Origin of the sequence: Legionella cincinnatiensis, from assembly GCF_900452415.1 — a bacterium.
In the GTDB taxonomy this organism is placed as follows: Bacteria; Pseudomonadota; Gammaproteobacteria; order Legionellales; family Legionellaceae; genus Legionella; species Legionella cincinnatiensis.
Map to the genome: position 1 here is coordinate 3,044,082 of NZ_UGNX01000001.1, position 19,764 is coordinate 3,063,845.

The following is a 19,764-nucleotide window of genomic DNA, read 5'->3' on the forward strand; positions in this document are numbered from 1 at the left end:
CATCCAAAATTTTTTATATTCAATAGAAGTCCAATGTACTTCTTCCTCCTCATCTGTTTTTGCTCAAAAACTTCTGTATAATGCCTGAAAATCTAAGAATTAAATCAGGAGCTGAAATGCGTGCATCTCAATGGTTTTTAGCAACCCTTAAAGAAACTCCAAACGATGCTGAAATTGTGTCTCATCAATTAATGTTGAGAACAGGAATGATTCGTAAATTGGGTTCAGGGCTTTATACCTGGATGCCTCTAGGTTTAAAAGTATTGCGCAAAATAGAGCAAATAGTTCGCGAAGAAATGAATAACATTAATGCAATAGAAGTACTTATGCCCGCAGTCCAGCCCGCTGAGTTATGGCAAGAAACAGGACGATGGGAGACCTTTGGCGGCCAACTGTTAACCATGAAGGATTCCAATGATAGAGAATACTGCTTTGGCCCCACTCATGAAGAAGTCATCACAGATATTATGCGGCATGAATTGCAATCTTATAAACAACTTCCTGCAAGTTTTTATCAAATCCAAACAAAATTTCGTGATGAAATCAGGCCTCGTTTTGGCGTCATGCGGGCACGCGAATTCATTATGAAAGATGCTTATTCGTTCCATTTAAGTCTGGAAAGTCTGCAAAATACTTATAAAGATATGTATCATGCATATTGCCGTATTTTTGATCGCATGGGACTTAAATATCGTGCCGTAGAAGCAGATACTGGAGCTATCGGCGGTTCTGCCTCTCATGAATTCCAAGTATTAGCTGATTCAGGTGAAGATTTAATCTTTTACAGCGATCAGGGTGATTATGCAGCAAATATTGAACAAGCAACAAGCTTAAAGCCCGCTAAAGCAACTCCTATCAGTCAAAAAATAATCCTGGTTGATACACCAAACAAAAAAACTATAGCTGAGGTGGCTCAATTCCTACAAGTTTCACCTAAGCAAACCGTCAAGACATTAATTGTCAAAGGAAAAGAACACCCCATGGTAGCGCTTATTTTATGTGGTGATGATGATCTCAATGAAGTTAAAGCTACAAAACATCCTTTGATTGATACCCCATTACAATTCATAGATGAAGAAACAATTTTAAAAAACTTAAATGCGCCAATTGGATCACTCGGACCAGTTAACTTAGCAATACCTATAATCGCGGATTATCATGCCCTTGCCATGGATTCATTTATATGTGGCGCAAATCAAGCAGATAAACATTATCAACATGCTGCCTGGGACAAAGATGTTAAAGAATATCTTGCCTTCGACTTACGCAATGTGAAAGAAGGGGATATTAGCCCTGATGGGCAAGGTACGCTTTATTCATGTCGAGGTATCGAGGTTGGTCATGTTTTCCAACTAGGTGATAAATATGCTAAAGCCATGAATGCTGTTGTCATCAATGAGCAAGGCCAATTAGAAACCATGTTAATGGGATGCTATGGCTTAGGTATTACTCGAGTCGTTGCTGCAGCCATAGAACAACATCATGATGAACGGGGCATAATATGGCCACAAAATATTGCTCCATTTCAGTTAGTGATTATTCCATTAAATGCCCATCGCTCGCCTGAAGTTAAAAAGCAAGCAGATGCTTTATATCAACAATTCAAAAGCTTAAACATTGATGTTTTAATTGATGATCGTAACGAACGAGCTGGAGTATTGTTTGCCGATCATGATCTTATTGGTATTCCTCATCGCTTAGTGGTCAGTGAAAGAAATATTGAACAAAACTGTGTGGAATATAAAAACAGAGCTACTGGAGAAATTCAACAATTCAATTTAGATACAGCAGTTGATTCAGTACTCAACTTAATCTCAAAAAACTGAGATACTGAGTTGCAAAACATAAGCATGATACGGCTTGTCAATTCAATGGTAACAAGCCCTCATGTTTTTTTGCCTAATTGACCTATTTATTAGGAGTATTAAATGTCCAGAAGGAGTATTCAATTTCTAAAAAATGCTATCTTCTGCTGTTGCACTAAATCTTATACACATCTCTAAAAAACCAGCTAGCTCGACTTTCCGATGTTCTGTGGCTTGTCCGCAGAATATAGAGTGCTGTGCTAAAAGTCTCGACCCTGCGAAAACAAACCGCGGGGCATTAGCAGAGTTTTGATCAAGAAACAGGGCTTGTCCAAGGGACGTCGGAAGCTGAATTGTCAACACATCCTAATATTTGAAATAATATTAATTAAACATCATGCAAAAAATGACAATTAGTAATAATAAACAATAACTCTTGCCATAAACTTTATCAGGAATGAGATCGCTACAATATATTCCTAACTTCGCGCCTATAATACTGCCTAAAAATATAGTAATTAATGCCGGCCAATATAAATAACCGGTGCTGTATGGAGGTAAGTGAGGTATATGAATTCCCGCAGCTATAAAAATAATACTTCCTATCAAACCACTTGGTGCAGCAAGTCCATTTGCAAGTGCAGAAGCTTTATTCATGGACACACCATAATGCCTAAAAAATGGAACAATAATCACACTTCCTCCTATTCCCAATAAGGCGGCAATTGTTCCTGTAAAATAACTAACAAAATACAAAATTGCATTTGTTGGCTTTTTGTGGACAGAAATATTTTCTTTAAAAAACTCCTGCTTCAAATTCCTGAGTAAAACCATAAAAATCAAAATTAAAAATGCGTATTTGAGTGAATTTGCGCTTAAAATTGTAGCGATTAAAGCACCACTTACAGCACCCAAAGCAACAGGTGGCAACATTTTTCTTAATAAGATCATATCCATATTTTGTTTCAGATAATGCAACCATGCTGCATATATCATATTAATAAACATCAGCATTAAAGAGGTTCCTACAGCCATATGCATGGCCAATTCTTTTGGAATACCATCCAATGGTAATAACCAGAATAACAATGGAACAACAACAAATCCCCCCCCAAAGCCAAACAACGTTGCAAGTAGTCCTGTTACTATTCCAGCAAATAAATAAATTCCAATCATAAATTTCCATCATCCTTGGGTGCATGTTCATAAAAATCAAGCTGCACTACAAAATCTTCCTCAATTTTATAATGCAGGCAATTATTTTTTAATTTTTCAATATAACCTAATGCTTCCAATCTATTGAGTGCGGGGAGTATCTCTGCAGATAATTCATAACGTAATCTTGGAGTCGATGAATTCAATATTGCATCTTTATCAACCACAAAAAATTCCCTTATATCTCTGCAATGAGTAGCACTAAGATCATCTTTAATGGAATTCATAAAATTAGGGTAATCATTAAAAAGCTTATCTAAGTCAAACTTTTTCGTGTCCGCCTGTTCAGAACTTCTACGGGAATTGACGAATTTTTGCAAGCAATGCTGGCTTATTAGGGTAACAACACCCCCAATAAAAAAACCATATACAAATGAAATACTCATAGATACTGTTTTAAAGTTAGATTTCTTAGTGATTCCAGATGAATCCTAAGGAATTCATCATTTGGCAAATTATATAACAAAATTTCTATAAAAGTTAACCACCACATATTGCTTAAAACAATCAAAAAATAAATAACAATAAACCATTTCCCAAAGAAGTACCCATACTAATGCCCACCTTATTTACGATAAATGAGAAAAATTCAATCTTGATTTTTTAACCCCGCATTAATACACTGGAGCAATTTGACTGACCAATTACTTATCATGCTGTATACTAGCAGTATCTAAACTCCCACTTATCATTAAAAAGAGGATATATGCTAAAACATTGCTCTATTTTTTCTGTTATTGCTTTAGTTGTTCTATTAACCTCCTGTGGCCCCATCTATAATACCGAATATAGTTATATTCCACCTAAATCAGATGTGGCAAAAATGTGCACCGCTCAATGTGTACAAGGAAGAAATGACTGCGAACAAAGTTGTAGAGTAGACAATGAAAATTGTCGACTAAGAGCACAGCAAAATGCTTTGTTTGAATATAAACACTATAAAGAAGAACAAATGCGAATGGGTTTTCCAATTAATAAAACCATTAAAGATTTTGATAGAAGCGGCAGCTGCAACAATTCATGTCATTGCGAATCTACTTATAGGGAATGTTACTCCGCTTGTGGTGGAGAAGTTAGAGAGCATCAAGTATGTGTGGCTTTTTGTGACAAAAAAGCATAGAGTCTGTTGATAAATAATTCTCTAGATATCCTCACGAGATTTAAGAGGGACAAGGGAACAGAATGAATTATCAACACTGCCAAAAAAATACAGTCATTTGCAAGCGGTACGCACTCAAAAAACCAGTAATTGCTAAGTGTTAATTACTGGTTTTCCTTTAAATATAAAAATATCAAGGATATCATACAAGTTATATTTATAAAAAATTTTACAATTTGACAAATATTTGCCAAACTTTACGTTAAATCACAAGTCTCACGCGAATTAATATGAAGAAAGCAATCCTCTATTTTTTAGCAGTCATTGGCGCCTTTGCATTATTAATTATTCTCTATCTTTGGCTTGGCAGAGTATCAGAACCAACGATGTTTGGAGCAGCCGGCCCTGTTCCCATGCCTGCAGGAGAGGCAATTCCTACTACCATAGCCATGCAAAGAAACCAATATTCTCAAACCACGAACCAACCTTCAGAAAATACCATGAGGGGAATGATAATTCGTAATGCAAATATTTCCTTACAAGTAAACAACATTAACACCGCGATGCAAAAAATTACTCAGCTCGCAGAAAATTCCGGTGGCTATATTGTGAACTCAAATATAACTCAAGACAGTAATACTGGAGGAAATACTTATGCCAATATCAAAATAAGAGTACCTGCTCAAGGATTAAATGATGCATTAACTGCCTTAAAATCACTTGCAACCCAAGTCATACAAGAATCTATAAGTGGTGAGGATGTTACGCAACAATATGTCGATCTACAAAGCCAACTTACAAATTTACAAACTGCAAAAGAACAACTTGCAAAAATTATGGCAAGTGCCACTAAAACACCCGATGTTTTGAGCGTCTTCAAACAATTAACTGAAGTTCAAGGCCAAATTGATGTTATTCAAGGACAAATTAAATATTATAAAGAATCTGTTGCTTATTCATTAATTAATATTGATTTGAGCATGAATCCAATGATTGAAACAGCTCAGCAAAAGCAATGGAAAATAACGGAAGCATTTATTAATTCCTATCATGCATTAATCGATCAATTACGCCAGTTAACTTATGGTTTAATCGAATTTTTTGTATATTTTTTACCATTGATTCTATTATGGATTTGTATTTGCTTCATTGTTTATTGGATAGGGAAAAAAATTTGGCGACACTTTTAATAAAGGCAGAGCATGCCAACCACTTTATTCTCCATACTCGGATTAGGCATGCGTCCTCCACTAAGCAACGATGTTATAGAGCTTAGTGGATGGTGCTATAGAGACCAAATCCGAAAGTCCCAATAAATAAAATCCCTATATCTTATAAGAAATTGGTTCGTCTAAATCAGAACTGACCTTTGTGTAAGATGGGATGTTTTTATTTGCACCTGTCTTGTCTTTAGAATAAATGATATTTAAATTTCTTTGATCAATTTTTTTACCATCAAAATGAACCAAATAGGCTTCCATATTATATATATGCAAAGTAACACTAATCGTTACATCCAAACCTTTTCTGCATTTGAGCTGATGCACAAAAGTACTCGTTAAGTCATCGCTATTACTATGAAATCTATAGCGATCAATACGATTGACAAGCTGTGCTGATTTCTCGCCAGTTGGTTGATAAAATTTCTCGGATATAGGGCCTTCAAGAACAGTTACAGTACCTTTATATTTGTGGTCATGAATTGTTGTTTTCTGTCTCGGTGCAAATGCAAATACCCATATCGAAAAAGGATTGGATGAATCATGATCATAGAGAAGGTATCGCCCTACGCCTTTAGGTAGATTCGTTGATGGATCCGCTGGGGTATAAACACTATGATCCAAGTGTAATGCCCCCTCAGCGAGTAACCTAGGGAGATGTTTTGAAACCGTTTCATAGTTTACAACCTCCAATTCATTCATTGCCTTTACGATTTTTTCTCTATTTGCTTCTCTTACAAACTCAATTTTATCCTGCATATCACTTCCTTAAATGATCTTTTTATGTTTGAGGTCAATAGCTTTTAAATTCGTACTTCGATGATGTATATAGCCAATAATAAGCATAAAAATCAATGAATTAATTTCAAATTTTAAAATTTTATCTTAAACGAAAAATGAAGAAAGAGAAGTACCCTCATAAAGGTTTAGTGATACCCAGTGATAGGCTAGATGATGAGGAAAGATCATGAACAAGATTTAGTTGTGCTCCGGATAATGTACCTGATTCATGCTCACTGAAAAAAAGCATTCTGCTTACATGTAACTTCGCTTCTCTTTTTTTGCCATATAATTCGTCAATTATCTTTATTGCTTCAGTTAAAACATCTGACTGAGATAATGAATCAAAAGCTTTATGTGCATTGTTGAGAAGAAGAGAGGCTTGTTCTGTTAATGGAACATTTGAGAGACGTACCTGCAAAGCCTCTCTGTAATAACTCTTCAAAGCACGACGGCACCTATCGGTATATAAAATTCTTTTACTATCATAAAACTCTTTTAAAATAAGCAAATCATCAAGAGGCAACTCTTCGTTTTGCGATCTTGCGATTGCTTCCCAAAGGATTTTATCAGCAGCGATTTTTTCATGAAGCTCTTTCACTATTTTCTCTTGTTCTTTTGTTTGCTCCCTACAAGAATGAGTTGTAATCAGGTTATTGCTGCCCTTTTCAGGAGAAAACTCCATTTTTTCGTTCCATTTTTCCTGCTCCTCCAACTCAATGCTGCACCGGCGTTGCCATTTTCTAAATTCATCCTGTATTTGATTCAAAGTAGTTACCAATTTCATCTGTAGAAACTCAGGAAGACTCTCAAAAAGTCGGGTAAGTTCATTAACAACAACTCCCTTTGTAGCAAATTGTGCAATTGACGGGAACTCACCGGCTAAAATTAAAAATTGAGTGAAATCTTTTTGAAATTTCTGAAGCTTTGTCAGGTGGTAAGCCGTTTTCTCTTGATAAAGTAACTCTTGAGCTTCTGTTAAAGTTCGATTCACACGCTCCCAAAGTTTTGAATTTTTTAGCATGATTCCAATCAGTACACTTGAATTCATAAAATCCATTTCATGAAGACAAACACAAGCAAGTTGTGAATCAGACATACAACAAAGAGCATGCTCCAATTCTTTTAAAAACACTTGATGGAGTACACTAAAATCATGTAGATACTTTTTTAAGGTATCAAATAAAAAATGAATGGCAGAAGACTTAGCAAGCATGATTGAACTTTGAGTGTCTTGTAATACGCGAATGGTAACAAGAATATTAAAACTCGTAGTGAGCACGCTTTCCGTAAATTGCCAATAATCTTCTGTTGAAGACGCTTTTATTTCCGCGCGAGAAGAAAGATATGGTTTTAAATCAGCATCAAAAGTAAATAAATTGCGATAAAAAGAACTCATTGGATGAGGCTGTATCGCTTTATCACAAAATGCGGTAGTACTCTCATCATGAGAAAATTGATCTAATTTTTCAACTTGACGTAATAAACTTTCCATAAATAAATTAAATTGTTTGGCTAATTTAACACGATCAATACTATTAAAATCAAAAATACTCCGTTCATCGGATAAAGAAAGTATATTTAGCCAAATATTCATTTGTTCTGCAAAAGGCGTAACCTGATTCACAGGTAATACTATTGCTGTTGGCATACTTTCAACATACATAATCTGAGGTTGTTCTATATCAGTTATACTCGTCGAAAAATCTTGTAGTAACGTCATTTTCTTTAATCGATTTGATAAAATCGTTGCTATATCATGCGCAAATTGCTCATAATGCCCTTTTTCACCAAAACTGATATTACTAAAGGACTCCATACATAAATATTTTGCAAGCTCTGTTTTGGTCTTGCTATCTACTAAATCAATGGGAAGTTGTCTTAAAACAGTGCTAACCATATCGACAAAAAGGGCTTCATTTACGTTGCTTTGTAACAGTCTTGCCTGTTCTGCAAGAGCTGGAAACAATCCTTTGATTTTTCTGTAATTTAGAAAATAGCCTTTAGTGTATCCTTTAGGATTGAGCCATCCTTGATATTCAAAAGGACAAAAAAGATCTTCATTATTTTTTTTGTGGCCATAATAACGAAAAGCTGCACCCCAATCGATACGCGCAAATTGAATAAATATCATTTCTACTGAAGACATCACGTCTAAACAGACCACATTGCCGCTATGTACACTATGATCTCCCAACAGTAAAGAAAACATTAATGCCACCGCAAGACCATAATATTGTTTTAATTGGGTGAGTAATAAATAGGATTGAGGTCCGTAAAACATCTCCACAAGTGGATCTCGATCAGAACCATCTCGATAACCAGTGCCAATGATTTTGTACAACTCTTTGAATTCTACTTTAGGTTGAATAAGTCCATAACTACCATCTTCAAATTGAATCAATTGAGCACAAATTAAGGATGAATGATATATTTTTTCAATCAAATTACGGTGCTTAAACTCTTGCAACAATAAACCAGCAAACAATTCGGTGAACAATTCTCGACGATCCTTAGGTTTTTTTACAAAATATTCCATCCCATCCGAATCACGATAAAAACCGTCTACTCTATTTTGATTTTTACCACCTTTTTTATTTTTAAACTTAGTGAGTATCTTGCCTTTATAAGTGAACATCCCTGACTCAAACACGCTTAATTTACAGATAGTTTTATCATTTTTTAATCTTTTGAGAAAGATTTACAACACTATGATATTAAATAATGAAAAGTAGGATTTATTGACAAGGGGATTTCGCAAATAAAGCCCAGCCCATAGGGAATTATCAACAGATCCTAATCTTAGGTGCAAATAAAAACCCAATATTATGAATGGCGTTTACAGTTTTGCAAAATAAGTTGACGACAATGAAATAATACTTTAATTTGTACCTATAATTTGTGATGACCCAAAAATATTAAAGAAACACCGCATGAAAGGGAGCACTCATGTTAATTAAATTAATGCTTGGAGTACGCCAGTTTCAAGGCGAATCATTTAAACAAATGCAGGGAATTTTTGAGCATTTAAGTGTGGGACAAAACCCCGAAATTTTATTCATTACTTGCTCTGACTCACGCCTTATGCCAAGTCTTTTAACCCAAACAAAGCCTGGAGAATTATTTGTCATTCGCAACGTAGGTAATATTATTCCCCCTTCCAATGTACCTTCTAGTGAAGCAGCAGGTATTGTATTTGCTTTAAATGAGCTAGATAGCATTAAAGACATTATTATTTGTGGTCATTCGCACTGTGGTGCCATGAAAGGACTATTAACTCCAGATTTAAAAGATCATCTCCCTGAAGTAAGTTCATGGTTACAACATTCGCATTCCGTTTTAAAACAAATGAATGAGGCAACCCCGTCTCATAGCAGTAGCTTTGCTTTCAACGTTCGTCAAGCAACCAAGCTCAACATTTTAACTCAGCTAGAACATTTAAAATCGTATCCTATTGTAGCCGAAAAGTTGGCTCGTGGAGAGCTGAATCTACATGGATGGCTCTATGAGTTTGAAAAAGGAGAAGTGCTTGTTTATGAACCTCAAGCTAAAGAATTTATTTCTTTTGAGAACGCATTAGCACTGGCTGTTTCTACCCGTAGAGACAAAATTATTGAGCAAGTGGCAATGAACTACCTAGAGTCCTTTACTCACCCCCGAACAATTAAAGAATATGAAATATTAGTCCAGTTATTTTCTCTTCTTGAAAAAAACAATTTACTGACTATCTGGCCTGCAATAAAAACGGAGGCGACCCAAAAATTATGGTCGGAATTAGGAGGGTTATATCCTAGTATTGAAGACTTGCAATTCAATACCTTATTGGATCAAGGATGCCAGTTAAAACTAAAAAATCTCCGCAGCTTTCAAAAAAATATTATGGAATCTCAAGGGTATCATCAATACATGGAACAAATTATGCGTTACTCACTCTTTACTCCATCTTCACCTCCTTTAACTTCAAATACACCCCATGAATCGATCAACATCCGTTATTAGATGTTGGTCTTAAGAAAGCTAAGTTTTTAAAATGAATGTTTTAAAATAGAAGCAATAAAATATTACTTCAAATCACACAACGAAATGAGAAACATTAAATTCTATAGGTTACTTTTGTTTGCAATTTATTTGTATGACCTATAATTATACCTAATTAATAAATAATACATTACCTGGAATTTAAAAATGGAAAACTCATGGAAAAAACAGTTATATCAACAGGTTATAAACAAACTAGGCACTAAAAAAGGAAAGAAATTTGCGGAAAAATACTGCCCTATTTTACCGCTGAGTTACTGTGAGCAACATTCTGCTGATGAAACATTAAGAGATCTCTTACAAATTGATTCATTGTCGTTGCAAAATCCATTAACGATTGATTTTGTAGAATCACCACGTACCGAATTCCCTTTACATATTATGCTCTATCGCTATGGTAGCCCTATACCTTTATCTGATATTTTACCCATTCTTGAAAACATGGGGCTGCGCACTTATACGGAACGACCTTATAGAATAGAGGTTGATCAAAATGAAGTGATTTGGATTAGTGATTTTAATGTCACCTATACTCGGGCTAATTTACTTACCCTCGATAAAGTGAAAACCATTTTTAATGAAGCCTTGATAAAAATTAGTACAGGTGTTTGTGAAAATGACGGCTTCAATAAACTGATTTTAGGAGCAGGATTATCTTGGCGTGAGATTATTATTATTCGCGCTTATGCAAAATACATGCAACAAACTGGATTTCGTTTTAGTAAGCAATATATTGAAAAAACGGTGGATACCTATGCTCTAATTGCCAAAAAACTCATTCAACTTTTTTATTTAAAATTTAGTTTGAAACAAAATGTCGCCATTCAAAAAGAAAAGATTGCCCTGGAACATGAAATTCAAACGGATATTGATGCAATCAGCAGCCTAGATGAAGATCATATTATTCGCTATTTCTGGTCCTTAATAAAAGCCACTTTACGTACGAATTATTTTCAGCCTAATGCTGAAGGAGAACCCAAAGAATACTTATCCTTTAAACTTGACTCAACAAAAGTCCCAGATTTACCTCCAGGGCAACCTATTTATGAAATTTTTGTCTATTCCGCACGTTTTGAGGGCATTCATTTACGTAGCGCCAAAGTAGCTCGTGGTGGTATTCGTTGGTCGGATCGTCCTGAAGATTTTCGTACTGAAGTTCTAGGACTAATGAAAGCTCAAAAAGTAAAAAATGCAGTAATTGTACCTTCAGGAGCAAAAGGTGGTTTTGTCTTAAAAAAACCATTGATGTTACTTGACCGCGAACAAATAAAACACGAAGTAATTTATTGTTATCAATCTTTTATTCGAGGTTTACTTGATCTTACCGACAATCTTATTGACGATCGTGTTGTCCCTCCCCCAAATACCGTCTGTTATGATGATGCAGATCCTTATCTTGTAGTTGCTGCAGATAAGGGAACTGCAACATTTTCTGACATTGCCAATGGAATTGCCAAAGAGTACGACTTCTGGCTTGGGGACGCTTTTGCCTCCGGAGGATCTGCAGGATATGATCATAAAAAAATAGGTATTACTGCTCGTGGTGCATGGGAATCAATCAAACGACATTTTCGTGAATTGGATATCAACATCCAACAACAAGATTTTACTGTGGTAGGTGTTGGGGATATGAGTGGCGATGTATTTGGTAATGGGCTAACGTATACCAATCATTGTCTTTTAATTGCGGCCTTTGATCATCGTCATATTTTTCTTGACCCTACTCCAAATGCACTTCAATCCTTTGAAGAGCGTTTGCGTTTGTTTCAATTACCGACTTCTTCATGGGAAGATTACAATCCAAAGCTTCTTTCAAAAGGTGGTGGTATTTACAAACGAACCGTCAAATCGATAGCGATTACTCCTGAAGTAAAAAAAGCTCTTGCAATTACAGATGATTCACTCACGCCTAATGAATTGATTCGAGCCATATTAAAAGCACCGGTTGATTTATTATTCAATGGCGGTATTGGTACTTATGTTAAAGCATCAAGCGAATCGCATGCTGATGTAGGAGATAAAACCAATGAATTTTGTCGCGTTAATGGAAATGAATTACGTTGCAAAATTGCAGGTGAAGGAGGAAACCTTGGTTTTACTCAACTAGGAAGAGTGGAGTTTGCTCTTAATGGCGGCTTAATTAATACTGATTCCATCGATAATTCAGCGGGAGTCAGCTGTTCTGACCATGAGGTCAATATTAAAATTCTACTCAATAAAGAGATGAATCAAGGGAAACTCACCGAAAAAAAACGCAATCAACTTCTTACTAAAATGACTGAAGAAGTCGCTCAGCTCGTTTTGCAGGACAATTATAATCAAGCACTGGTCTTAAGTTTTTCCGCAATAAATACCGTATCTTATAGTGGTTTATATCAAACATACCTTAAAGAACTAGAAGGAGTAGTGAATTTAGATAGAAATGTTGAGTTTCTTCCTGATGATAAACGACTGTTAGAACGTAAAGCATCTGGACAAGGATTAACACGCCCAGAACTATCTATTATTATGGCGTATACAAAAATTTATATTACAAGTGAATTATTAAAATCTAATTTACCTGATGATCCCTATTTTACGACTATCCTTGAAACTGGATTTCCTTCATTACTTAAAAAAAATTATGCAGAACCAATGGCAAAACACCGATTACGCCGCGAAATTATTGCAACACAACTAAGCAATCAAATTGTAAATACTGTAGGCATCACATTTATGTACCGTTTACACATCGAAACAGGTCAATCAATAGCAGATATTGCTCGTGCTTATACTATTGCCGCCAAAGCCTATCAAGTCGATCATTTACATCGCTTAGTGGATTCACTTAATTACAAGTTACCCGTACAAACCCAATATGAATTGCTTCACCATGTCAGACAGTTAATGAATTTAGCCACTCGCTGGTTCTTACATCATAGACGTCTTGAAGGTGAAATAGCTCGCAATATAGACCACTACAGTCAATCAATAAGTCAACTTGAACGATTAATCCCTGATCTAATGGCTGGAGTTACTCGAGAATATCTCGATAAAATGGTAACTCAATTTTTAGGTATCGGTTTACCAGAAGAAGCAGCGCGAAAAATTGCTACCACTCGTGCAATGTATACATTGCTCAACGTTACAGAGGTTGCGACACAAAATAAATTCAATTTAAGAAAAACTGCAGAAGTTTACTTTGAAATTGGCAGTAAATTTAGTTTAGTTTGGTTTCGTGATCAAATAGGAAATGACTCTCGTGAAGGTCATTGGAATAATCTTGCGCGTTTATCCTTGCGTGATGAATTAGATAACCTCCAACGTCGATTAACCATTGTCATTTTAATGCATGATCAAAAGAAACTTAATGCTGAAGAATTGATTTCCTACTGGTTTACCAAAAACAGTTTCATTCGACAACGCTGGGAACAATTATTGGAAATGCTATTAGACAGTCCTAGCATTGACTATACTATATTCTTCATAGCCTTGCGCGAATTAACTACATTAATTAGTGCAGAGAAATAAATAACTGTCTTTTTGAATCAAGTCATAAAACAAGCAATAGAGCATTGTTTTTTTTTTGGCGTATATGTTACTTTATTCTCTCGAATAAATAGTTAATGGCTCAAGGAGTTTATGATGGATGAAGAAAAGAGAAAAAGTGCCAAGCAAAAAATCGCCAATGCTAAAAATCTAGAACGATATTTTTCCCAAAAAGAAGCAATTGTCGAGTACCAAAATGGAATTAATTTATTTTTACAAATTTCCAATAAAAGCGTTGCAGATATTAAAGCCATTGTTAGTGCTTACCATGATCTAGCCACTATTTATTTTAATTCAAAAGATTATGCAAATGCGGGTGAGTGTTATGTAGCAGCAATCAACCAACTCGTACAAACTTCATTAGATGATGATTCTTATCGAAACTTAACTGAATTATATATTGATTTAGCTGATGCTTGTTATGAAATGATGAATCAAGTTGCTGGAGATGAGGCAATGACTAATGCAATAAAAGCATTTGGATTAATTCAGTATAAAACAGTTGAAGAACACAGAATTGGTGATCCGGTGACTCATTTCAAAGAGTTTCATGCTTATTATGAAAAAAAATTATCCACAAAATCATACTTAAAATCTGCTAAATTTATGAATCATGAACATTTGCTGGGTGAAAGACAAGTTGCAAGGCATGAAGAACAAACTCTTTTCAATCAATTTGAAAGCATATCTCTTAGTGAAATACAGCAATTTGATCGCAGTCTTGAAAATATGTTATCTCAATTGTCTTTGTCCGCAGAACAACCAACTTTTAGTCCGATTTCATTAAATGAAACTCCCAGTGATAGCGCTTATCGCGGAATGGCAATGCAGTTTTTAAATTTAGCCAAATCCCAGATTCAAAATAAACAAATTTCGAATGCGATTACCGCCTATCAACAGGCAATTAAAACTCTTAATGCAATCAAATTACCCAAAGAAAGCGACCTGCAAATTATTCAAAGCCTGGCGCAACAAATAGAATACTTACAAAATAAGCCTAGCTCTTCACACACTCATTCGTTCACATCCACATATCAAACCGAACAACCATCCGTATCGGCAACTACTCAAAGAATGGGATTTTTTGATCATAGCTTTAGAGAAAGCACTTATGAACCTATGTCACAGTTTGGTTTTTTTAATGAAACAAACGAGGAAGAAGAGAATGAGAATAGTATGTCTCTATAGAACCTAAGTCATACCCCGGTCTGGTAAGCCGGGGATTATAATAAACATTCATATTATTAAGACTCCCTCACTAATGATTTAATTTCAGGGATTCTACCTCAATGATCAATGTCTTTATTAATTCACTCGCACGGAGCTTTCTGCATAATGGTGCTGATTGCCCAGACCACATGGACATAAAATCAATGTTTTGTTCTTCCTTTGCTTTTTTTCGCATCGTTGTCGTTAGGGCATTTTGAATAGGATAGTTAAGAATATTCGTTTTCTTTTCATCCATGCGTTCAATAAATTTATTACGTATTCCTCGCGCTAATTTCCCCGAAAAAGCACGGGTTAATACTGTATTGTCTTGACACTGGTTTAATAGAGTATTTTTATATCCCTCAGGTATTCCGGCTTCAGAGCATGTAAGAAATGCCGTGCCCATTTGTACTCCTTCCGCACCTAAGTCTGTAGCAGCAATAATTCCCCTGCCATCCATAATGCCGCCCGCCGCAATAATAGGAATTTTTAGTTTATCCACTAATTGAGGCAATAAACTGAATAAACCAATTAATGAATCTTCTGCCTTACCTAAAAAAGTACCTCGATGTCCACCAGCTTCACTTCCTTGGGCAACAAGGGCGTCAATGCCACTTCGTTGAAGCTCATAAGCTTCTTTGACATTCGTAGCAGTACCCATTAAAAATGTATGGTTCTTTTTAAATTGTGAAATCCATCCTAAATCCAATAAACCGAAGGCATAACTAAAAACAGGAATCTTTTCTTCGATAAGCACTTTTATTTGTTCTGAAAAAGATGGGGCATAGGGCTCTGCAACTGATTTAATTTCCACATCGAGCTCGATACACGATTGTTGAATATCACGACATGCCCTCTGCATTTGATTGGAGGTGGTTTGGGTGTATTCCGGAATAAACAGATTCACTGCGAAAGGTTTATCCGTTAGTTCACGAATTTTTTTTATCGCTGATCTAATCTCCGTCGGCGACATATATCCTGCTCCCAACGAACCTAAACCACCGCCATTACTCACTTCGGCAACTAGCTCTGGGGTAGTCGCACCACCGGCCATGGGGGCTTGGATAATTGGAAATTTTATACCTATTTTCTCAGCTAATTTCATACGCCACATTGTTCTTCCTTAATTCGAGGCCTATAAAACATTTTACTCTATAAAGAAACAAGTGATAATCTTTAACTCTACTGGAATTTATTCAATGAATTTTTTAAAATGCTTCGATGTCTTGTACATTGAGTAAGGAGAACACTATGAAAGCACAAGCGATATCATCCTTTGGTGATTATTCCGTTTTTGAAACAATTGAACTTCCCAAACCGACAATTAAACCAGGATATGTTTTAATTCGTATTGAAGCAACTAGTGTTAATCCTGTTGATTGCAAGGTACGTTCTGGAAAATATAATCAAATCGCTCCACCATTTCCTGCGATTTTGCATAGTGATGTAGCTGGAATTATTGAAGAAGTTGGAGCTAACGTCACCGAATTTTCAGTAGGTGATGAAGTTTATGGATGCGCCGGAGGATTTAAAGAAGAAAGCGGTGCATTAGCTGAATACATGCTTGCAGATGCACGATTAATTGCGAAAAAGCCTAAGACACTGAGCATGGTAGAAGCCGCTGCATTACCCCTAGTGACTATTACCGCCTGGGAAGCATTGTTTGAAAAAATAAACATAAAACCAGGACAAAAAGTATTAATCCATGCTGGGATTGGTGGTGTGGGTCACATTGCAATTCAATTAGCAAAATGGGCTGGTGCTGAAGTATACACCACTGTATCCTCTCAAGATAAAGCAGAAATTGCGAAATCACTTGGAGCAAAAGAAGCAATTAATTACCGAGATGAATCAGTCCATGACTATGTAGCTCGATTAACGCATGGGGCAGGCTTTGATGTGGTATTTGATACTGTGGGGGGAGATAATCTTAACCAATCATTAGCTGCAGTTTCTCTATATGGCCATGTTATCAGCATTCAAGCTGCTGCCACCTATGATCTTTCACCCTTGCATGCAAAATCCGCCAGCCTCCATGCTGTTTTTATGTTATTACCTTTACTTTGTAATCTACAACGGGAACGTCATGGAATGATATTAAAACAAGCTGCCAGCCTTGTAGATGATGGTTATTTGAAACCACTTATCGATCCACATCTTTTTTATTTTGAAAATGTTGATAAAGCTCATGCTTTACTAGAGTCAGGAAAGGCAATGGGAAAAGTTGTTGTCCAAGCGTACTAAATGAGGTGAGTTCGATATAAAAAAACGCTAATTGTTTTATATCGAACTGCCCTAAGAACTGGAGCTTGTCTCAATGCTCCTAATTTTAAGAGATAAGGTCCGTGTTTCACAGTAAAGAATAGTACTTGCAATTACTGCAGCAGGCATGACTAGAATGTTAATGACGGGTATAAGACTAGCCAGATTAATAGAACTTCCTAGTCCTAATGAACGCATTTTATTAAGAGCAACCTCCTGCCGCATTTCTTTAAAACCCACTAAATTATTATCCATCGCAAAATCCTGGTATTGAATACTCAACATCCAAGCATTAAAAATAAACCATACCAATGGATAAATCGGCTGTAATAAAGGAATAAAAAATAAAATACCGACTCCCAAAAATCGAGGAAGAAAGTAGCGAAGAAATTCCATTTGGCGTTGTAAGCTGCGAAGAACCATTTTATAAAAGGGTATACTTGGAATAGAACTTTCATAAAGGAGTTTTTGTGTTTTCTCAGCCAATAAGCCGTTTAAAGGAGCTGCTATTACATTAAACCCCACCGTAAACAGAGATAGAAACATTAAGAAAAAACCAAGGATAAAAATTATAAAAAATAAAGTACTTAGAAAACTTAGCCAAGATGGCAATTGATTCAGATAATGATAGGAGTATGGAAGTAAATAATGAGAGATTAAATAAAATAATCCAGCAAACATTAAAAAATTTAATATTAAAGGTAATATAATAAAACGTTTTAATCCTTTGGTAAAAAGATGACGCATACCTCGTAACAAATAAAATGTGCCCTGCCAGAAACTCTTCATTTTTACCCTTATTCTTCCCATGTACATTTAAAATAACTTATTTCAATAAACCTGGACTTCAAACTTACTTTGTAACATCCTTGTTACAATTTAAAAGCACCTTGTTATAATTCTGTTACATTCATTATTTAGACTGGCCATCGGATAACAATCTAAGAGGTATAAGAAATGATTATAAAAAGAATATTGCTGCTGGGAATCATAAGCGCTGCGGCGTTTTTTTCCACTTCAGCGCTTGCTGATCATCATTTTCATCGCCATCATCCACGATTTAAATTTTTCTCTCATCATCACCGTCACCACTCAAACCCCAGGAGAAACGTTCACCGCTGGTCACCCCCTGGAAATTATATTGTAGTGCCAAACAGAACTCCATATTCACAATATCATCATCATTACTAATTAATGAGTGGTGTAGACAATTCATCCTCCTCGCCTACGTGCCGCGACTTTTTCGCGGCATCCAGGAAATGGATCATGCTAAAGTAGATCCAGATCTCCTTGAAAAACTCCCTAAAGCTCATTATACCCTTGCAGATAAAGGCTATGTGAGGAAATTCGAAAACAGATTGTATAAAAATCATGTACTTCCTCGCAAAAAGAACTCTAAAACAGGTAATACTCGTCATCTGGCTGAAAACGTATTTGTGCGTCTTAAACATTTTCGAGCTATTGCCATAAGATACGATAAGTATGCATCAATGCTTGCAAGGGCCTGTTCCTATATTTGGCCACCCATGTAATTAGTGCAATTTAGGTGATATCATGGTCTTGAGTCCAATGCTCTGCGCAAAACAAGGAAGAAAAATGAAGTCATTTTATGTCTATTATAGCAAGCAAGCGAAATGGTACACTATACACTAGTTCAACATCAGATTTAATTAAATGAGTCTGGGAGCATAAAAATAACCTATTTCGAGGATTTACAGCTAAGTACACTGTGAATACTATGTAGAAGCTGCCCGATATGAAAAACGTTTCAAAAACTGGTGCCGACAGTGGAAGTTAAATTTGATAAAGGGTCTAAATCCAGAATGGTATGAGCTATATGAAGAAATTTGCCCCTGATTAAGACCTTCTGAATGCCGCAAACAAGTCTCGGCACGTAGGCGGGGAGGATGAATTGTCTACACACCCTCGGATATGTTAGTTATTCTCAGTTGCTTGCTTCTTAGCCTGGATGTATAGGCCAATAGCTCCTATTATAATAAATTATTAGAGATCTTGATGAAAAATTTTATGCAAGTATGTATTTTTTTTCTTATTCTATCTGCGGGTATTTATTTTTCTCTAGCCTTATATATTATAAGAAACGCGGAAAAAGACGAAAAAAAGTATGCAGATGTCATTTTGGTTCTTGGTACAAAAACTTATCAAGGCGATAAATACAATCCTTGTCTTGTAGCTCGGGTGCAACATGCCGTTGATTTATATAAAACAAACTATGCTCCTAAACTTCTTTTTTCAGGAGGGGAAACCAAAAATGGAACGAATGAAGCACAAATAATGAAAGAAATTGCCCTTTATTTAGGCGTTTTAGAAGAAGACATTCTGCTTGAATCTGCATCGACGTCTACGTACGAAAACCTTTTATTTTCTAAAAAAATAATAACAGCAAAACAATTTAATACCGTTCTTTTGGTTACTGAACCTTTTCATTTACCTAGAGCAATTCTTGTAGCGCAAAAAATAGGGCTTCAGTTTTCTAGTTCTCCAGCGATACAAAGTATTTGTTGGCAAAAAAACGGGTATTTTTCCCGACACTTTCTTAGAGAACCACTCGCTATTATTTACTATAAAATGAAAAACCAACTATAAA

14 protein-coding genes and 1 pseudogene are annotated in these 19,764 nt (G+C 35.7%); 9 read left to right on the forward strand and 6 right to left on the reverse strand.

The annotated features are described in order from the left end of the window. The first annotated feature begins 116 nt into the window (after positions 1-116). Positions 117-1,826 carry a proline--tRNA ligase gene (locus DYH34_RS13575; protein WP_058464527.1) on the forward strand — a complete coding sequence of 570 codons (1,710 nt, stop codon included), beginning with the start codon at positions 117-119 and terminating at the stop codon, positions 1,824-1,826. Positions 1,827-2,189: 363 nt separating this feature from the next. Here the strand turns inward: DYH34_RS13575 and DYH34_RS13585 are convergent, their stop codons facing one another. Continuing rightward, complete coding sequence (locus DYH34_RS13585) at positions 2,190-2,981, reverse strand: sulfite exporter TauE/SafE family protein (RefSeq protein ID WP_058464526.1); 792 nt, start codon at positions 2,979-2,981, stop codon at positions 2,190-2,192. Next, positions 2,978-3,406, reverse strand: coding sequence for a hypothetical protein (locus tag DYH34_RS13590; protein WP_058464525.1), 429 nt, complete (start codon positions 3,404-3,406; stop codon positions 2,978-2,980). The genes DYH34_RS13585 and DYH34_RS13590 overlap by 4 nt, the downstream gene beginning before the upstream one ends. Positions 3,407-3,726: 320 nt before the next feature. Between DYH34_RS13590 and DYH34_RS13595 the strand changes: the two genes are divergently transcribed. Both DYH34_RS13595 and DYH34_RS13600 read left to right on the forward strand, forming a co-directional pair. Continuing rightward, on the forward strand, positions 3,727-4,140 hold the full coding sequence (locus DYH34_RS13595) for a hypothetical protein (RefSeq protein ID WP_058464524.1): 414 nt from the start codon (positions 3,727-3,729) through the stop codon (positions 4,138-4,140). 269 nt (positions 4,141-4,409) lie between these two features. Then, on the forward strand, positions 4,410-5,309 hold the full coding sequence (locus DYH34_RS13600) for a DUF4349 domain-containing protein (protein ID WP_058464523.1): 900 nt from the start codon (positions 4,410-4,412) through the stop codon (positions 5,307-5,309). A gap of 135 nt (positions 5,310-5,444) precedes the next feature. On the opposite strand, the gene DYH34_RS13605 is transcribed toward DYH34_RS13600, so the two are convergent. Further along, positions 5,445-6,098, reverse strand: a complete 654-nt coding sequence (locus DYH34_RS13605; protein WP_058464522.1) for a cupin domain-containing protein — start codon at positions 6,096-6,098, stop codon at positions 5,445-5,447. A 157-nt stretch (positions 6,099-6,255) separates the two neighbouring features. Further along, on the reverse strand, positions 6,256-8,757 hold the full coding sequence (locus DYH34_RS13610) for a LepB GTPase-activating domain-containing protein (protein ID WP_058464521.1): 2,502 nt from the start codon (positions 8,755-8,757) through the stop codon (positions 6,256-6,258). 311 nt (positions 8,758-9,068) lie between these two features. Here DYH34_RS13610 and DYH34_RS13615 point away from each other — a divergent pair, with 311 nt between their 5' ends. From DYH34_RS13615 to DYH34_RS13625, 3 genes are all read left to right on the forward strand, one after another. Beyond that, on the forward strand, positions 9,069-10,118 hold the full coding sequence (locus tag DYH34_RS13615) for a carbonic anhydrase (protein WP_058464520.1): 1,050 nt from the start codon (positions 9,069-9,071) through the stop codon (positions 10,116-10,118). 186 nt (positions 10,119-10,304) lie between these two features. After that, positions 10,305-13,667, forward strand: a complete 3,363-nt coding sequence (locus DYH34_RS13620) for an NAD-glutamate dehydrogenase (protein ID WP_058464519.1) — start codon at positions 10,305-10,307, stop codon at positions 13,665-13,667. Between the two features lie 114 nt (positions 13,668-13,781). Continuing rightward, complete coding sequence (locus tag DYH34_RS13625) at positions 13,782-14,873, forward strand: hypothetical protein (RefSeq protein ID WP_058464518.1); 1,092 nt, start codon at positions 13,782-13,784, stop codon at positions 14,871-14,873. 70 nt (positions 14,874-14,943) lie between these two features. On the opposite strand, the gene DYH34_RS13630 is transcribed toward DYH34_RS13625, so the two are convergent. Next, complete coding sequence (locus DYH34_RS13630) at positions 14,944-16,008, reverse strand: NAD(P)H-dependent flavin oxidoreductase (protein ID WP_058464517.1); 1,065 nt, start codon at positions 16,006-16,008, stop codon at positions 14,944-14,946. Between the two features lie 137 nt (positions 16,009-16,145). On the opposite strand from DYH34_RS13630, the gene DYH34_RS13635 reads away from it, so the two are divergent. Next, the gene (locus DYH34_RS13635) at positions 16,146-17,138 is read left to right on the forward strand and encodes a zinc-dependent alcohol dehydrogenase family protein (protein WP_058464516.1); all 993 of its coding nucleotides are present in this window, start codon (positions 16,146-16,148) and stop codon (positions 17,136-17,138) included. 51 nt (positions 17,139-17,189) lie between these two features. Here the strand turns inward: DYH34_RS13635 and cysZ are convergent, their stop codons facing one another. Further along, positions 17,190-17,945 (reverse strand): sulfate transporter CysZ, encoded by a 756-nt coding sequence (cysZ, locus tag DYH34_RS13640; protein WP_058464515.1) that lies wholly within the window; start codon positions 17,943-17,945, stop codon positions 17,190-17,192. Between the two features lie 479 nt (positions 17,946-18,424). Between cysZ and DYH34_RS18760 the strand changes: the two are divergent. Together DYH34_RS18760 and DYH34_RS13660 are read left to right on the forward strand one after the other, a co-directional pair. Beyond that, positions 18,425-18,688: pseudogene (locus DYH34_RS18760) on the forward strand (IS5/IS1182 family transposase); the annotation flags it as partial. Positions 18,689-19,172: 484 nt separating this feature from the next. Beyond that, positions 19,173-19,763 carry a YdcF family protein gene (locus DYH34_RS13660; RefSeq protein WP_058464513.1) on the forward strand — a complete coding sequence of 197 codons (591 nt, stop codon included), beginning with the start codon at positions 19,173-19,175 and terminating at the stop codon, positions 19,761-19,763. Position 19,764 lies beyond the last annotated feature (1 nt).

What these genes read in the sequence shown, in the direction of transcription:
- DYH34_RS13615 (WP_058464520.1), top strand. Translation starts at nt 9,069, where the DNA reads ATGTTAATTAAATTAATGCTTGGAGTACGCCAGTTTCAAGGCGAATCA.
- DYH34_RS13635 (WP_058464516.1), top strand. Translation starts at nt 16,146, where the DNA reads ATGAAAGCACAAGCGATATCATCCTTTGGTGATTATTCCGTTTTTGAA.
- DYH34_RS13590 (WP_058464525.1), bottom strand. Translation starts at nt 3,406, where the DNA reads ATGAGTATTTCATTTGTATATGGTTTTTTTATTGGGGGTGTTGTTACC.
- DYH34_RS13625 (WP_058464518.1), top strand. Translation starts at nt 13,782, where the DNA reads ATGGATGAAGAAAAGAGAAAAAGTGCCAAGCAAAAAATCGCCAATGCT.
- DYH34_RS13620 (WP_058464519.1), top strand. Translation starts at nt 10,305, where the DNA reads ATGGAAAACTCATGGAAAAAACAGTTATATCAACAGGTTATAAACAAA.
- DYH34_RS13610 (WP_058464521.1), bottom strand. Translation starts at nt 8,757, where the DNA reads ATGTTCACTTATAAAGGCAAGATACTCACTAAGTTTAAAAATAAAAAA.
- DYH34_RS13630 (WP_058464517.1), bottom strand. Translation starts at nt 16,008, where the DNA reads ATGTGGCGTATGAAATTAGCTGAGAAAATAGGTATAAAATTTCCAATT.
- DYH34_RS13595 (WP_058464524.1), top strand. Translation starts at nt 3,727, where the DNA reads ATGCTAAAACATTGCTCTATTTTTTCTGTTATTGCTTTAGTTGTTCTA.
- cysZ (WP_058464515.1), bottom strand. Translation starts at nt 17,945, where the DNA reads ATGAAGAGTTTCTGGCAGGGCACATTTTATTTGTTACGAGGTATGCGT.
- DYH34_RS13600 (WP_058464523.1), top strand. Translation starts at nt 4,410, where the DNA reads ATGAAGAAAGCAATCCTCTATTTTTTAGCAGTCATTGGCGCCTTTGCA.
- DYH34_RS13585 (WP_058464526.1), bottom strand. Translation starts at nt 2,981, where the DNA reads ATGATTGGAATTTATTTATTTGCTGGAATAGTAACAGGACTACTTGCA.
- DYH34_RS13575 (WP_058464527.1), top strand. Translation starts at nt 117, where the DNA reads ATGCGTGCATCTCAATGGTTTTTAGCAACCCTTAAAGAAACTCCAAAC.
- DYH34_RS13605 (WP_058464522.1), bottom strand. Translation starts at nt 6,098, where the DNA reads ATGCAGGATAAAATTGAGTTTGTAAGAGAAGCAAATAGAGAAAAAATC.
- DYH34_RS13660 (WP_058464513.1), top strand. Translation starts at nt 19,173, where the DNA reads ATGAAAAATTTTATGCAAGTATGTATTTTTTTTCTTATTCTATCTGCG.